We start from the raw sequence: 14,128 nt of genomic DNA, 5'->3' as shown, positions 1-14,128 counted from the left end.
GCGGGACCGGCGGAGCTACACCATCGGGTCCATGCCGCGGTCGCGCATCGAGCTCTCCTGCTCGCTCTGCTCCCGCAGGCGGCGGGCCTTGTCCTGGAGCCGCTGACGCTGCTCCGGATCGGTGGCGCGCTCGGCCGCCTCGTTCAGTTCCTGCGCCTTGGCACGCAGCTGCCGGACTCGGCCGCCTGACTCACCTGCAACGCTCATGATCACTCCTGGATCTGTGGGGGAGCGGACAGGCTCAGCGAATCAGCGCACCGGCCCGCATGCATCTCGAACGCCGTGCCGCTCGGGCGCGGCCGGCCGGGCCGCACGCGTCCGCCCCGGAGCCCGTTCGGACCTCTCGCCCGGCGCGCGTGGGAGCGAGGGTGTGGGGTAGTAGGTGCGGCGGTGCACCACCGCCGTCCGACAGTGAGGAGAGGCGTCATGCCCGCAGGATCGAGCCCGAAGCGCGAACGCCAGTACGAGCACATCAAGGAGAGCGCCGAACGGCGCGGCACGTCCACGAAGCGCGCCGAGGAGATCGCGGCGCGCACCGTCAACAAGGAGCGGGCCCGCTCCGGGGAGTCGCGCACCGCGAGCAAGGCCTCCCTCAGAGACCCCCAATCGGCCTCGGAGCGCGGAGGGCAGCGGTCGCACAGCGGGGCGCAGGGGCCGACGAAGGACCAGTTGTACGAGGAGGCCAAGAAGCGCAACGTCGAAGGCCGCTCGACGATGAACAAGGAGCAGTTGCGCAAGGCGCTCGGGCGCTGAGTGCCGGGCCCGCGGACGTTCCGGCGTGACGGCGGGCGCGGTCTTCCAGGGTGGGCGCCGTGAGTGACGACACCCGGCCGCTGGCCGTATTCGATCTGGACGGCACGCTCGCCGACAGCGGCCACCGGCAGCACTTCCTCGAAGGCCGGCGGCGCGACTGGGCGGGCTTCTTCTCCGCGGCGCCCGACGACCCTCCGCCGGCGGAGGGGGTGGACCTGGCCCTGGCGAGCGCCGAGGAGTGCGAGGTCGTCTATCTGACCGGCAGGCCCGAACGGTGCCGCAGGGACACCCTGGCCTGGCTGGAGCAGCAGGGTCTGCCGAAGGGCGCCCTCCACATGCGTCGCAACGACGACCGCCGTCCGGCCCGCCGCACCAAGCTGGAGATCCCTGCGACGGCTGAGCCGGACCCGTCAGGTGCGCGTGCTGGTCGACGACGACGAGCTGGTGTGCGACGAGGCGGAGCTGGCCGGTTACACGGTCGTCCGGGCCCGCTGGGCGGTCACCTCGCCGTCGCTGAAGGACGCGCAGGAGCGCGAGGGCCGCACCTGACCGCTGCCGGCGGCGGTGCCGCCCCCGTGACGGCGGCCGCACCTGACCCCTGCCTGCGGCCGTGCCGCCCCGAGGCGCCGGCCGTGGAGCCCCCTGATGACGGCGGTGAGCATCGTGGAAAAAGAGAAGGGCCTGGTCAGGCCTTCTCGTCGAGCCGGAAGCCGACCTTGAGCCCCACCTGGTAGTGGGCGACCCGGCCGTCCTCGATGTGGCCGCGGACCTCCGTCATCTCGAACCAGTCGAGATTGTGCAACGTTTCGGAGGCTCTGGCGACGCCGTTTCGGATCGCCGCGTCGAGGCCCTCCTCGGAGGTTCCTACGATCTCGGTGACCCGGTAGGTGTGATTGGACATCAAATGTCTCCTTTCGTGGTTCCACGGTGCCTCACTCCGGGGAGGAGCGCGAGGTATGCCGCCCGTGACGCGCGAGAGAGCCGGGCTTGACCTGCCCATTGGTCCATACCAAACTCCGACCCAACACGCCCGTGCGAGCGCCGCCCGCAGTCCCCCCACCCGGGTCCTGTCATTCCGTCGTGCCGTTTCGCAGAAGGTGACCCCGTGAAGATCCGCATACTGGCCGGAGCCCTCGCGCTCGTGTCCTCCGTCGCGCTGAGCGGCTGTGGCGTCCTCCCCGGCGCGGGCGCCGACCGCAGCACGGTGACGGTGTGGCTGATGAAGGGCAGCGCCTCCCAGAGCTTCCTGGACCGCTTCAAGGAGTCGTACGAGGCCGAGAACCCCTCGGTCGAACTGGAGTTCATCCTCCAGGAGTGGGGCGGTATCGGCCCCAAGGTGCTGAAGGCGCTCGAGGGCGACGACGCACCGGACATCATCGAGGTCGGCAACACCCAGGTCGCCCAGTACGCCGAGAGCGGCGAACTGCGCGACCTCACCCTGGAATCCATCCGCGACCTGGGCGGCGAGGACTGGCTGCCCGGACTCGCGCAGCCGGGCAAGGTCAACGGCGCGCAGTACGGAATTCCCTGGTACGCCGCCAACCGTGTCGTGATCTACAACAAGGACCTCTTCGCGCAGGCGGGCATCACCGAACTCCCCAGGACCCGCGAGGAGTGGGTGGAGATCAGTGAGCGGCTGAACACCGGGGGGCAGCAGGGCATCTATCTCGCCGGGCAGAACTGGTACGTGCTCGCCGGGTTCATCTGGGACGAGGGCGGCGAACTGGCCGAGGAAGGCGGCGGTGAGTGGCAGGGCGCCCTGGACTCGCCCGCCGCACTGCGGGGCATGGACTTCTACAAGACGCTCCAGGCCCACGGCGACGGCCCCAAGGACGCCGACGAGCAGACACCCCCGGAGACCGACGTGTTCGCCGAGGGCGACGTCGCCCAGATCATCTCCGTCCCCGGCAGCGCCGCGCTCATCGAGCAGCAGAACCCGGAACTCAAGGGGAAGCTCGGATACTTCCCGATCCCCGGCAAGAGCGCGGCGAAGCCCGGCTCGGTGTTCACCGGAGGATCGGACCTGATCGTGCCGGAGGGCGCCGACCAGCGCAGCGAAGGCATCGAGGTCGTCAAGGCGCTCGCCGGCGAGAAGTGGCAGACCGAGCTGGCCCGGGCCATGAGCTACGTGCCCAACAAGCCTGCCCTCGCGAGCGTGGTGGAGGGCCAGGAAGGGACCTCGGCCATGGCGCAGGGCGCAACCCAGGGCCGGGCCACCCCCAATTCGCCGTACTGGCCGGCCGTCGAGGCCGAGAACCCGATCAAGCCGTACATGACGGCGGTGCTGGAGGGCGGCGACCCGGCGGAGGAGGCCAGGAAGGCGTCGGAGCGCATCACCGCGAAGCTGATCAGCGGCTGACCGGACGCCGGGGCGCGAGGGGCGGGAAGACGGCCCGACCAGGGGCGGGGGCGAACCGGACCTCGGCGCCCCCGCGGGCGGCCGGTCCGCGGGCGGCGGGGTCGCAACCCGGGGGATTCAGCCGTCGCACATCCCCGCGCTTCGCGGCGGTCACGTCGATTCCAGCCGGTCACGGAAGAAGTAGGGGGCCGGCCATTCGCGCTCCGCGAAGGGCCCGGCAGCCGCCCCAGCTGATCCGTCCCCGGAGACCGCCATGACCGTGCTGCCCCTCGCCACACCCGCCCCCGCACCCGCTCCCCGCCGGCCCGCCGCGCCCGCCCCCTCGGGCTACCGCGTCTCCCTGGCCGCCGACGAGGACGACGTACGGGCCGCCCAGCGCCTGCGCCACCTGGTGTTCGCCGGAGAGCTCGGCGCCCGGCTGGAAACCACCGAACCGGGCCTGGACAGCGACGCCTTCGACGCCTACTGCGACCACCTGCTGGTGCGCGAGGAGGCCACGGGCGAGGTGGTCGCCACCTACCGGCTGCTGCCGCCCGCGGGCGCACGCGCGGCCGGCGGGCTCTACGCCGAGGGCGAGTTCGACCTCGGCCGGCTGCACCCGATCCGCGACGACCTCGTCGAGGTCGGCAGGTCCTGCGTCCACCCCGCCCACCGCGACGGCGCCGTCATCGCCCTGATCTGGGCCGGACTCGCCCGCTACATGGAGCGCACCGGCCACAACTGGCTCGCCGGCTGCTGCTCCGTGCCCCTCGCCGACGGGGGCGCCCTGGCCGCCAGGACCTGGGACACCGTACGGACCCACAACCTCGCGCCCGAGGAGTACTGGGTGGCCCCTCACCGCCTCTGGGACACCACGGGCCACCCCGGTGGCGGAGCCGGGGGCCGGGCAGGACTGCCGCCGCTGCTGCGCGGCTATCTGCGCCTCGGGGCCTGGGTGTGCGGAGCCCCCGCCCACGACCCGGACTTCGGAGTCGCCGACCTCTACGTCCTGCTCTCGATGCGGCGCACCGACCCGCGCTACCTGCGCCACTTCCTCTCCCTGGCACCGCTGCGATGAGCGCCTGGCTGCCCATCGCCCCCTGCACCCCGCGCGACTGCGCCGCGCACGAGGGCGCCAGGCGCGCACCGCTGGCCGCCGCCGCCCTGCTGCTCGCCGGGTGCGCCCTCACCCTGCTCGGGGTGGCGTGCGTGCCCGGGGTGCGGCTCCTCGCGCCCTCGCTCCGCGACCGGCTGGTACGGGGCTGGGCGTACGCGGTGGTGCGGGCCTTCGGCGTACGCCTACGCGTCACCGGGTGCCAGGTGGAGCCCGGCCGGCCGGCCACGGGCGAGCTCGTGGTCGCCAACCACGTCTCCTGGCTGGACATCCCGCTCGTGGCGGCCGTGCTCCCGGCCCGGATGGTCGCCAAGAGCGAGATACGGCACTGGCCGGTGTTCGGGCGGTTCGCGGCGCTCGGCGGAACGCTCTTCATCGAGCGGGACCGGCTGCGCGCCCTGCCGGGCGCGGTCCACGCCCTCGCCGGGGCGCTGGCCGCCGGATCGCGGGTGGCGGTCTTCCCGCAGGGGAGCACCTGGTGCGGCCGTGACGGGGGCGGCAGCTTCCGGCCTGCCGCCTTCCAGGCCGCGGTCGACGCGGGCGCCGCGGTGCGGCCGCTCCGCATCGCCTACCGGACGCCGGAGAGGGCCCCGGCGGGGGCCGCCGCCTTCGTGGGCGACGACCCGCTCGCCGCGTCGCTGTGGCGGGTGGTGACCGCCGCCGGGCTCACCGCCGAGATCCGCGTCCTGCCGCCGATCCCCGCGGGCGGTGAGCCCGACAGGCGCGCGCTGGCGCTGGCCGCTCAGTCCGCCGTGGCCAGCGACAGCGCGAACCGGCCCGCCGCGTCGGTCCACCACTGATCCAGCCGCAGTCCCGCGGTGGCCAGTTCCTGGCGCACCTTCTCCTCGCGGAACTTCGCCGAGACCTCCGTGCGCAGCTCCTCACCCTCCTCGAAGTGCACCACGAGATCCAGCTCACGGATCTTGACCGTCAGCGCCCGGCGGGCGCGCAGCCGCATCTCGATCCACTCGTTGTCCGGGTCCCAGAGAGCCACATGGTCGAACTCACCGGCCGGGAAGTCCGCCCCCAGCTCACGGTTCACCACCGTCAGCACGTTCTTGTTGAACGCGGCCGTCACCCCTGCCGCGTCGTCGTACGCGGTGACGAGCGTCGCCTCGTCCTTCACCAGGTCGGTGCCGAGCAGCAGCCCGTCCCCGGGCGCGAGCCGTGCCCGTACGGACTTCAGGAACGTCGCACGCTCGTCCGGGAGCAGATTGCCCAGCGTTCCGCCCAGGAACACCACCAGTCTCGGGCCGGGGCTGTCGGGCAGCTCCAGCACATGGGTGAAGTCCGCGACGAGCGCGTGCACGGAGAGCCCCTCGCGCTCGGCCAGCAGCGCCTCGGAGGCCCCCTTCAGCGCGCTCTCACTCACATCGACAGGGACGTAGGTGTGCAGCTGGGGCAGCGCGTCCAGCAGGTGCCTGGTCTTCTCCGAGGAGCCCGACCCCAGCTCGATCAGGGTCCGCGCCCCGGACGCCGCGGCGATCTCACCGGCGCGGGCGATCAGGATCTCCCGTTCCGCACGCGTCGGGTAGTACTCGTCCAGCCGGGTGATCTCCTCGAAGAGGTCGCTGCCGTGCGCGTCGTAGAACCACTTGGGCGGCAGCGTCTTCGGCTGCGCGGTCAGACCGCTCAGCACGTCGGCGCGCAGCGCCGCGTCCGTCGCGTCCGCAGGCAGCGTGCGGGTCAGCAGATAGGGACTCACGCGGTGGGCTCCTTGAGCGGGGTCAGCAGAAGATCGGTGCGTGTCGAGGCCAGCAGCGTGCGGTCCGGGACCTCGCGCCAGTACGGATCGTCGTCGTACGGCTCCGAGGCCACCACCGTGCGGTGACCCGGTTCGTGGAGATACCAGAGGGAGTCGCCCCAGGTGGTCGCCACGACGGCGGAACCGTCGGTGAGCAGCAGATTGAGGCGGGAACCGGGGGCGGCGGTGCCGACGTCGACGACCGTGTCGGCGACCGCCTGCGCTATCTCGTCGCCCTGCGCCATCCGGTGGAGCACCAGCGCCCAGATCAGCGCCGAATCGCTCCTGGCAGCCAGGGTCAGCATCCGCTCGGGCGGAAGGGCCCCGGCCAGCGACGCCATGGAGCCGGGCCAGCCCCGCACCGCGCCGTTGTGGCTGAAGAGCACCGTGCCGTCGGCGAAGGGCGCGGCGGCGGCCTCACCGTCAGCGCCCGCGAAGGTCGCGTCCCGTACGGCGGCGAGCAGCGCGGTGGTGCGCACCACGCGGGCCAGATCGGCGAAGGTCTCGTCGCCCCAGACGGGCCCGCCGCGCCGGTAGCGGCCCGGCACGGGGTCGCCCTCGGCGTACCACCCGACGCCGAACCCGTCGGCGTTCACCGTGCCGTGCCGCTGGCGCCGGGGTTCCCAGGACTGGCGCACGAGTCCATGGGAGGGGGAGACGAGCACCTCGCCCAGGGTCACTGGGGGCCCCAGGTAAGCAATATGACGGCACATCAGGCATCCCTCGCCGTACGGAATCCGGAGAAGATCTGGCGCCGCACCGGAAGGTCCCAGTTGCGGAACGTGCCGCGGCAGGCCACCGGATCGACGCCGAAGGAGCCGCCGCGCAGCACCTTGTGCTCCGGGCCGAAGAACACCTCCGAGTACTCGCGGTACGGGAACGCGGCGAAGCCGGGGTAGGGCAGGAAGTCGCTCGACGTCCACTCCCACACGTCGCCCATCAGCTGGCCCGCGCCCGAGGGGGCCCGGCCCGCCGGATACGCGCCGGCGGCCGCGGGCCGCAGGTGGCGCTGCCCCAGGTTGGCGTGCTCGGGCGCCGGGTCCTCGTCGCCCCAGGGGTAGCGGCGGGAACGCCCCGACGCCGGGTCGTGGCGGGCGGCCTTCTCCCACTCGGGCTCGGTCGGCAGACGCCTGCCCGCCCAGCGGGCGTACGCGTCCGCCTCGTACCAGCTGACGTGCAGCACCGGCTCGTCCGCCCGCACCGGCTCCGTCACCCCGAAGCGCCGCCGCAGCCACTGGCCCGCGTCGCGGTGCCAGAACAGCGGTGCCGTCAGGTCGTGTTCGCGGACCATCGCCCAGCCCTCGGGCGTCCACCAGCGCTCGTCGGTGTATCCGCCGTCCTCGATGAAGCGCGCGTATGCGCCGCAGGTGACCGGGGCGGTGTCGATGTGGAACGGGGCCACCTCACGCCGGTGCGCGGGCCGTTCGTTGTCCAGGGCCCAGGGCTCGGTGGAGGTCCCCATGGTGAAGGGGCCGCCGGGAACCAGGACTTCGGCCGGCAGCGGGAGGGCGTCCGAGGGCTCCGGGGGCTCCGGCGCGCCGAGCACGGCCGGTCCGGAGCGCAGCTGATGGGTAATCAGCATGGTCTCGTCGTGCTGCTGTTCGTGCTGGGCGACCATGCCGAAGGCGAAGCCCGCCCGCTCCAGCGGCCGGCCGGCTCCGTGCAGCGGGGCGCCGCCGAGGACGTCGAGGGCCCGGCCGCGTACGTCGGACGCGTAGGCCCGCGCCTCGGCGGGGGCCAGCAGGGGCAGGGAGGGCCGGCTCGCCCGGGAGTGCTCGAAGGCGTCGTACAGCCCGTCGATCTCGGGACGCAGCGCGTCGTGGCCGCCGACGGCGCGGAGCAGCCACAGCTCCTCCTGATTGCCGATGTGCGCCAGGTCCCAGACCAGGGGCGACATCAGCGGTGAGTGCTGTGCGGTCAGGTCGTGGTCGTCGACGCTGTCGGTGAGCAGAGCGGTCCGCTCGCGGGCGGCGAGGAGCGCGGCCAGTGCACGCGCGCGCAGCGCCTCGGGATCGTGTTCCCCAGTGGTGTGCGGAGCAGGAGTGTCGGTCATCGGACCAGGCCCTTTCCGTGCAGCGGCGCCGTATCCGGGTCGGGCGTGTCGTCGGCCGGACATCGGCCCCGGGCCACATAGCGGTCATGGAAGGCGGCGACCGTGCCGAGGACATGGTCGCTCGCCCCGATCCTGGGCAGCGCCTCCAGCGCAGCCCTGAAGCAGGCCGCAGCGGCGGTCGCCAGCTCCGGATCGCTCAGCCCGTCCCGGGCGGCGGCCGCCCAGAGCGGGTTACGGGGGGCGGGCGCCGGGCCCGCGGTCTCCGCCAGCGGTTTGACGGTGCGGTACACGGTCTCCGCCGCCTCCGGGTCGTCGAACAGGGCGGTGGTGACGGCGAGCGGCACCAGCCAGCCGTCGGTACCCGACTGGGCGTCGATCATGCGCAGCTCCAGGTGCCCGCGCGGGCGCACCGGCGGGAACAGCGTCGTGACGTGATAGTCGAGATCGGCCCGCACCGGCGGCCTGGGACCGCCGCCGCGGATCCAGTCCCGGAACGACAGACCCACCGGTACCGCCCAGGGCGCGTCGCCGTTCCGTACACACATCACCGAGGTGTCGAGGACATGGGCGGCCCAGGCGTCGCGGGGCGAGAGACGGCTCTGCGGCGCCAGCGACCTGGCCGGGTCGAGATCCGCCCACAGCGCCTGCCGGGTCGACTTCCAGCCGGTGCGCCGGCCCTGCCGGTACGGCGAATTGGCGAACGCGGCGACCAGCACCGCGCCCAGCAGATGCCCGAGCTGCCAGCGCCGCCCGTAGCCCAGCGGCCCCGGCTCCTCCTCGCCGGCGTCCAGGCAGACCTGGACCGACGCGGAGGTGCACATCATCGCCCGCCCGGCGGAACCCGAGCGGTCGAGCGCGGCCTCCATGGCGTCGTAGCGTGGCTCCTGGAGCAGACGGCGGGGAACCTGCCACGGATCGACCCCCAGCCCGGCCAGGGTGAGCCCCGCCCCGCCGAGGGTCTCGCGTACGGAGACGAGATCTGCGGCCGTGGCGTCGACACAGGCCATCAGGGAGCCCGCGGGCTGGGAGCTGAGCTCCAGCTGGCCTCCCGGTTCGAAGGTCAGGGCAGCGTCCAGCGGGGTCGCGCGCACGGCTTCGGCCGCGGCGCGGAGACGTTCGTGCGAGACAGCGGTCTCGGGGTGTTCACGATCGTGAATGAGCCATTCGAGCTCCACACCGACCGTCCGGGGCGGTCCCGTCTTGAAACATATGCCGCGCAGTAGATCCTCCGCCTCCTCCTCGCCGAGTGGTACCGCCTCGAGGGGGTGGCCGTGCCGGCCGAGAGCGTCCGGGGGCATGCTGGGCCTCCTTTTCGGGTGCTTCCCTACCACCCAAACCCGTACCTGGATTTCGCACAAGGGTGCCCCTGAGCCACGGAAAACCGGTTGCGTCCATGCCGCCGGGGTGTCCAGCATGCCCCGTATGAACCACACGGGGGCACGACCATGAGCGCACGGCTGAGAGGGATCGCGAGAGAGACCGAGAAGATCGTGCGGGCCGGGCGGTACCGCACCCCGGCCGGACGCGAGGTGACGATCGGGCGCACCGTCGACGCGGCGCTCTCCGGCACCCGCCTCCACGGGCCCGAGCCCGTGCCCGTCGCCGTGGACACCTGCCGCAGCCCGGTGATCGAGGTGACGGACGAAACGAGCCTGGGCGCCGCACACCGGATGACCGGCGAGTCCGGGGCCAGGACCGCCGTGCTGAACTACGCCTCCGCCCGCAACCCCGGCGGCGGCTATCTGAACGGCGCGCAGGCCCAGGAGGAGTCGCTCTGCCGCGGCTCGGCGCTGCACGCCACGCTGCTCCGCGCCCCCGGGTTCTACGCGCACCACCGCGCCGAACGCAGCGTCTTCTACACCGACATGGTCATCCACTCACCCGGTGTGCCGGTCTTCCGCGACGACCGGGGGAGGCTGCTGGACACCCCTTACACCGTGGGGTTCCTCACCTCGCCCGCACCCAACGCCGGGGTCATCCGCAGCCGCGAGCCCGGCCTGGCCCACCGCGTCCCGGCCGCACTGGCCGGCCGGGCCGAACGGGTGCTCGAAGTCGCCGCCGCCTGCGGCTACCGCCGGCTGGTACTGGGCGCGTGGGGCTGCGGGGTCTTCATGAACGACCCGGCCCACGTCGCGGGCGCGTTCCGTGCCCTGCTCACCGACGGCGGGCGCTTCGGCGGCCACTTCGAGCAGATCGTCTTCGGCATCCCGGACCGTGACCCCGAATCCGTCACCCGGGCGGCCTTCACCAGCGCCTTCGCCGGTCAGCTCCAGTCGTAGCGCTCCCGCAGCCGCCCCACGACCAGGTCGAACCTGTCCCGGTCCAGCGCACAGGCCTCGCGCCGCATCCCGTCCTCGTGCACCCGCAGCACCCGGTCCAGATCCACCCAGGACGGGCGTCCCGAGCTGTCCCACGGTCCGGCACCCAGGGCCACCCACTCGTGGTCCCTGTCGTGCTGCTTGCTGGACAGCTGCACGGCGAGGAGCGTGCCCTCCTGCTCCCGGGCCACGACGAGAACCGGCCGGTCCTTGCCGCGCCCGTCGTTCTCCTCGAACGGCACCCAGGTCCACACGATCTCCCCGGGGTCGGGATCGCCGTCGCGATCCGGGGCGTACGCGGTGCGGACGCGTCCCACCTCGCGGGGTTCGGCCTGGGAGGTCGCGGCGGGGCCGCTGCGGCCGGGGAAGTCGGTCGTGCTGTCACTGCTGTGGTTCATGTGGTGGAACGTCATCGCAACACCGTAGAACCTGTACGGACCACTCCACGGAGCGGGCCGGGTCAACGACCCTCAGGCTCTACCTCATGGTCACCCCTTCGCCGGCCCCCGGCCCACCCGCGCGCTCATGGTCACGGCCCTCCTCGCGGCAGCCGTGCTGCCAGCGGCTTCTGGCGCGGCGTCAGCACCGGCGCCGGGCGTTCCGCCCTCGACCTCGGCCACAGCTCCAGGTGCGCCGGCGGGCCCCCGTACGGTGTCGGCGTGGCTGCCCTACTGGGACCAGAAGGGGGCCTACCAGGACGCCTTGAGCCACGCCGGCCAACTGCACACCGTCAGCCCCTTCTGGTACCAGGCCGTCTCGGCCGGCCGGATCGACGGGCACCCCGGCGCGGGCGAGCGCCGCATCATCGACGGACTCCACCGGGCCGGGGTCGAGGTCGTCCCCACCGTCATGGAGACGATGGAGCCCGGCGCCCTCGCGGCGATCCTCACCAGCCCGGCCCGCCGCACGGAACACGCCGACGCGCTGATGCGCACGGTCGCGAGCCGTGCCTACGACGGCCTCGACCTGGACTACGAATCCATCGCCACCACCGGCGACGCGACGTACGCCGCCGTACGGGACGGATTCACCGCACTGGCCACCGACGTCTGCCACCGTCTGGACGTCCTCGGCAAGAGTTGCGTCGTCACGGTCTTCCCGAAGACCGCCACGACCGGACGGATCTGGGACTACGCGGCGCTCGGGCGTGTCGCGGACCGGCTCCGCATCATGGGTTACAACCTGCACCACGCCGCCGGTGAACCCGGACCCCTCGCCGACACCCGCTGGTACGACGACATCCTGACCCGCGCCACCGCGCTCGTCCCGGCCGCCAAACTGGAGATGGGACTCCCGGCCTATGGCTGGAACTGGCCTGCCGACGGCGCGAGCAAGGCCCCCGCCAAGCACGTCACCTGGAAGGAGGCCGAGGCGCTGCGCGTCCAGGAGGACGCCGCCTACCGCTCCGACGAGGTCTCGGGCACCCCGCACTTCACCTACGACGACGGCACGGAGTCCCGCGAGGTCTGGTACCAGGACGCACGCGGCGTGGCCACCCACCTGCCGGTGCTGCGCAAGCACGGGGTGGCCGGCACGGTGCTCTGGGCGCTCGGCTTCGAGGACCCGGGGATCTGGCCGGTACTCGCCGGGAACTGACACCCGCCCGCCGGTGGCCCGGCTCGTGGCGACGCGCCCCCGGACAGGCCCGGCAGGCACCCCCCGGGCCGCCGGCGGGGCGAGCCGGTCTGGAAGACTGCCGGACGCCATGAGCCAGTTACCCGAGCAGCCCGCAGGCGTCTCCGTTCCGACCAGCGCCGATGTGGCGCGACTCGCCGGAGTCTCACGGGCCACCGTGTCCTACGTACTGAACAACAACACCACTGTTCGCATCAGCGAACCAACCCGCCTCCGGGTCAGGGAGGCCGCGGCCGATCTCGGCTACGTCCCGCACGCGGCGGCCCGGAGCCTGCGCGCCGGGCACACCAGAATGGTGCTGCTGCCTGCCGCGTACGCGCCCGGAGGGCCCCTGCACCAGCGCTTCTTCACCGGCCTGGAGTCGGACCTGCGCCGCCTCGACTACACCGTCGTGCAGTACGGGAGCGTCGGCCTCGACGCCGACGAGGCGGCCAGGGCATGGGCCGAGCTCCGCCCCGTCGCCGTGGTGTCACCCGGCGGCATCGCCCTCACCCCGCACGGGATAGCCGTGCTCACCCGCTCCGGCGCCAAGGCGGTGATCACCCTCGGCCCGCAGCCCGTCGAAGGGGCGCACGCCCTGGTCGTGGACCAGGGGGAGGTCGGGGGCTGCGCCGTGCGGCATCTGCTCTCCCGCGGGCGGCGCGCCATCGGTGTGGTCATGCCCCGGGAACCCGGCCTCGCCCTGTTCGCCGAACCACGCCTGGCCGGCGCGGTCCGCGCCGCCGAGAAGTCGGGGGCGGACGCCCGTGTCCAGCCGCTTCCGCTGCACTACGACGAGGCGTCGGCCCAGGACCTCGCCTCCCGCTGGCGCGCGCTGGGCCTGGACGCGGTGTTCGCGTACGACGACGCGTACGCCATGCTCCTGATGAGAGCGCTCCAGGACGCCGGGATCGGCATCCCGTCGGAGACGGCCGTGATCGGCGCCGACGACCTGATGCTCGGCAGGCTCCTGCGGCCCCGGCTCAGCAGCGTCAGGACCGAACTGGCGACCGAGCAGCCAGTGGCCGAGATGATCGACCGGCTGGTGCAGAACCCCGGCGGCGCGCCGGAACGCCACTACCTCCTGCGGGCCCGAGCGGTGCAGCGCGAATCCACCTGACCGGGCCCGTCCCGGCGCCCACGCCCGCTGTCACGACATGCGCCACCGGCGGCGGATGTCTAGCGTCGTCGGCATGAGCCATCCGCAGAGCTACGAGATCCTGGTGTTCCCGGAACCCGAGGAGACCGCGACCGGCGCCCCCGAGCCCAGCACCGCCATCCGCTCCGCGGTCGTGGCGGCCACCGGGCAGACCGGGACCTCGGGCTACCCGCGTTACGCGGGCGACGGCCTGGTGGCGGACATCGACCCGGCTTCGCACACGGTCGAAGCCCTGCTGGTGGACGGGCACGAGCTGGACTACGGCCTCACCGTCAGAATCGCCGAGCGGATCGGCGGTACGGCCGAACCGGCACGGGACGACGAGAGCCCCGGGGAGCCGCAGGCGGTGGACCAGGGCACGGGCGGCACGGGCCGACCGGAGGCGGCCCAGGACACCGGAGAGCCGGACACGCGGGATGCTTCGCACGCGGTGGACGCCCCTGGCGCGCCGGACGTCCCTGGCGCGCCGGGCGCGCCGGAGAAGGGGAGCGGCGGGCAGCCCGCCGCCGGCTGAGCCCGCACGCCCGAAGGCGGGCCATCCGGCTCCCGCCCGCGCACGAGCAAGGCCCGGCCGAAACGGCCGGGCCCTCGTCACGTGTGCCGCAGGCGCGAAGGGACTACTGCTGCTCCTGCTGTGCCTGCTGTGCCTGCTGAGCCTGCTTCTGCTCCTCGACCGACTTGCGGACCTCGTCCATGTCGAGGTTCCGCGCCTGCCCGATGACATCCTCGAGCGCCGCCTCGGGCAGCGCTCCGGGCTGCGAGAAGACCGCCACGTTGTCACGGACGATCATCAGAGTCGGGATCGAACGAATCTCGAAGGCCGCCGCCAGCTCCTGCTGCGCCTCCGTGTCGACCTTGGCGAAGACCAGGTCGGGGTGGCGCTCGGACGCCGAGTCGTAGACCGGGGCGAACTGCCGGCACGGACCACACCAGGAAGCCCAGAAGTCGATCAGAAGAAACTCGTTGTCGCTCACGACCTGATCGAAGTTTTCCTTGGTGAGCTCTACGGTGCTCATACGCTGTTACCTCTTCCTC

At 72.9% G+C, this 14,128-nt stretch carries 15 protein-coding genes and 2 pseudogenes; 9 read left to right on the top strand and 8 right to left on the bottom strand.

Annotation, left to right across the window (positions count from 1 at the left end; translation table 11 throughout):
• Positions 1–15 precede the first annotated feature (15 nt).
• Positions 16–207: a DUF6381 family protein gene (locus ACWCQM_RS09710; RefSeq protein ID WP_450914743.1), complete on the bottom strand. Its 192-nt coding sequence runs from the start codon at positions 205–207 to the stop codon at positions 16–18.
• Between the two features lie 219 nt (positions 208–426).
• Between ACWCQM_RS09710 and ACWCQM_RS09705 the strand changes: the two genes are divergently transcribed.
• Entirely contained in the window at positions 427–753 is a 327-nt protein-coding gene (locus ACWCQM_RS09705) for a plasmid stabilization protein (RefSeq protein WP_450914742.1), read from the top strand.
• A gap of 59 nt (positions 754–812) precedes the next feature.
• A pseudogene (locus ACWCQM_RS09700) lies at positions 813–1,302 on the top strand (phosphatase domain-containing protein).
• A 136-nt stretch (positions 1,303–1,438) separates the two neighbouring features.
• On the opposite strand, the gene ACWCQM_RS09695 reads toward ACWCQM_RS09700, so the two are convergent.
• Entirely contained in the window at positions 1,439–1,654 is a 216-nt protein-coding gene (locus ACWCQM_RS09695) for a dodecin (protein WP_073752687.1), read from the bottom strand.
• Positions 1,655–1,858: 204 nt separating this feature from the next.
• Between ACWCQM_RS09695 and ACWCQM_RS09690 the strand changes: the two genes are divergently transcribed.
• The 3 genes from ACWCQM_RS09690 (at position 1,859) to ACWCQM_RS09680 (ending at position 5,005) form a co-directional block, all read left to right on the top strand.
• Positions 1,859–3,112 carry an extracellular solute-binding protein gene (locus ACWCQM_RS09690; protein WP_450914741.1) on the top strand — a complete coding sequence of 418 codons (1,254 nt, stop codon included), beginning with the start codon at positions 1,859–1,861 and terminating at the stop codon, positions 3,110–3,112.
• Between the two features lie 253 nt (positions 3,113–3,365).
• The gene (locus ACWCQM_RS09685) at positions 3,366–4,169 is read left to right on the top strand and encodes a GNAT family N-acetyltransferase (RefSeq protein WP_450914740.1); all 804 of its coding nucleotides are present in this window, start codon (positions 3,366–3,368) and stop codon (positions 4,167–4,169) included.
• The gene (locus tag ACWCQM_RS09680) at positions 4,166–5,005 is read left to right on the top strand and encodes a lysophospholipid acyltransferase family protein (protein ID WP_450914739.1); all 840 of its coding nucleotides are present in this window, start codon (positions 4,166–4,168) and stop codon (positions 5,003–5,005) included. Before ACWCQM_RS09685 ends, ACWCQM_RS09680 begins: the two co-directional genes overlap by 4 nt.
• Here the strand turns inward: ACWCQM_RS09680 and egtD are convergent.
• Genes egtD through egtA form a run of 4 tightly spaced genes read right to left on the bottom strand, consistent with a single transcriptional unit; the run spans position 4,948 to position 9,300 of the window.
• Positions 4,948–5,910 (bottom strand): L-histidine N(alpha)-methyltransferase, encoded by a 963-nt coding sequence (gene egtD, locus ACWCQM_RS09675; RefSeq protein WP_450914738.1) that lies wholly within the window; start codon positions 5,908–5,910, stop codon positions 4,948–4,950. The genes ACWCQM_RS09680 and egtD overlap by 58 nt on opposite strands.
• Complete coding sequence (egtC, locus tag ACWCQM_RS09670) at positions 5,907–6,662, bottom strand: ergothioneine biosynthesis protein EgtC (RefSeq protein ID WP_450914737.1); 756 nt, start codon at positions 6,660–6,662, stop codon at positions 5,907–5,909. Before egtC ends, egtD begins: the two co-directional genes overlap by 4 nt.
• The gene (gene egtB, locus ACWCQM_RS09665; protein WP_450914736.1) at positions 6,662–8,002 is read right to left on the bottom strand and encodes an ergothioneine biosynthesis protein EgtB; all 1,341 of its coding nucleotides are present in this window, start codon (positions 8,000–8,002) and stop codon (positions 6,662–6,664) included. Before egtB ends, egtC begins: the two co-directional genes overlap by 1 nt.
• Positions 7,999–9,300 carry an ergothioneine biosynthesis glutamate--cysteine ligase EgtA gene (gene egtA, locus ACWCQM_RS09660; protein ID WP_450914735.1) on the bottom strand — a complete coding sequence of 434 codons (1,302 nt, stop codon included), beginning with the start codon at positions 9,298–9,300 and terminating at the stop codon, positions 7,999–8,001. The genes egtB and egtA overlap by 4 nt, the downstream gene beginning before the upstream one ends.
• A gap of 147 nt (positions 9,301–9,447) precedes the next feature.
• Between egtA and ACWCQM_RS09655 the strand changes: the two genes are divergently transcribed.
• Positions 9,448–10,281 carry a TIGR02452 family protein gene (locus ACWCQM_RS09655; protein WP_450914734.1) on the top strand — a complete coding sequence of 278 codons (834 nt, stop codon included), beginning with the start codon at positions 9,448–9,450 and terminating at the stop codon, positions 10,279–10,281.
• Here the strand turns inward: ACWCQM_RS09655 and ACWCQM_RS09650 are convergent.
• Positions 10,266–10,733, bottom strand: coding sequence for a type II toxin-antitoxin system PemK/MazF family toxin (locus ACWCQM_RS09650; RefSeq protein ID WP_450914733.1), 468 nt, complete (start codon positions 10,731–10,733; stop codon positions 10,266–10,268). The two genes, ACWCQM_RS09655 and ACWCQM_RS09650, sit on opposite strands and share 16 nt — an antisense overlap.
• A 289-nt stretch (positions 10,734–11,022) precedes the next feature.
• Here ACWCQM_RS09650 and ACWCQM_RS09645 point away from each other — a divergent pair, with 289 nt between their 5' ends.
• From ACWCQM_RS09645 to ACWCQM_RS09635, 3 genes and pseudogenes are all read left to right on the top strand, one after another.
• Positions 11,023–11,916: a glycosyl hydrolase family 18 protein gene (locus tag ACWCQM_RS09645; protein WP_450914732.1), complete on the top strand. Its 894-nt coding sequence runs from the start codon at positions 11,023–11,025 to the stop codon at positions 11,914–11,916.
• Between the two features lie 109 nt (positions 11,917–12,025).
• The gene (locus ACWCQM_RS09640) at positions 12,026–13,054 is read left to right on the top strand and encodes a LacI family DNA-binding transcriptional regulator (protein ID WP_450914731.1); all 1,029 of its coding nucleotides are present in this window, start codon (positions 12,026–12,028) and stop codon (positions 13,052–13,054) included.
• 73 nt (positions 13,055–13,127) lie between these two features.
• Positions 13,128–13,376 (top strand): annotated as a pseudogene (locus ACWCQM_RS09635) (hypothetical protein); the annotation flags it as partial.
• 334 nt (positions 13,377–13,710) lie between these two features.
• On the opposite strand, the gene trxA reads toward ACWCQM_RS09635, so the two are convergent.
• Positions 13,711–14,109, bottom strand: a complete 399-nt coding sequence (gene trxA / locus ACWCQM_RS09630; RefSeq protein WP_450914730.1) for a thioredoxin — start codon at positions 14,107–14,109, stop codon at positions 13,711–13,713.
• Positions 14,110–14,128 lie beyond the last annotated feature (19 nt).

Source organism: Streptomyces sp. NPDC002125, assembly GCF_053593715.1.
This window is presented reverse-complemented; position numbering and strand designations above follow the sequence as displayed.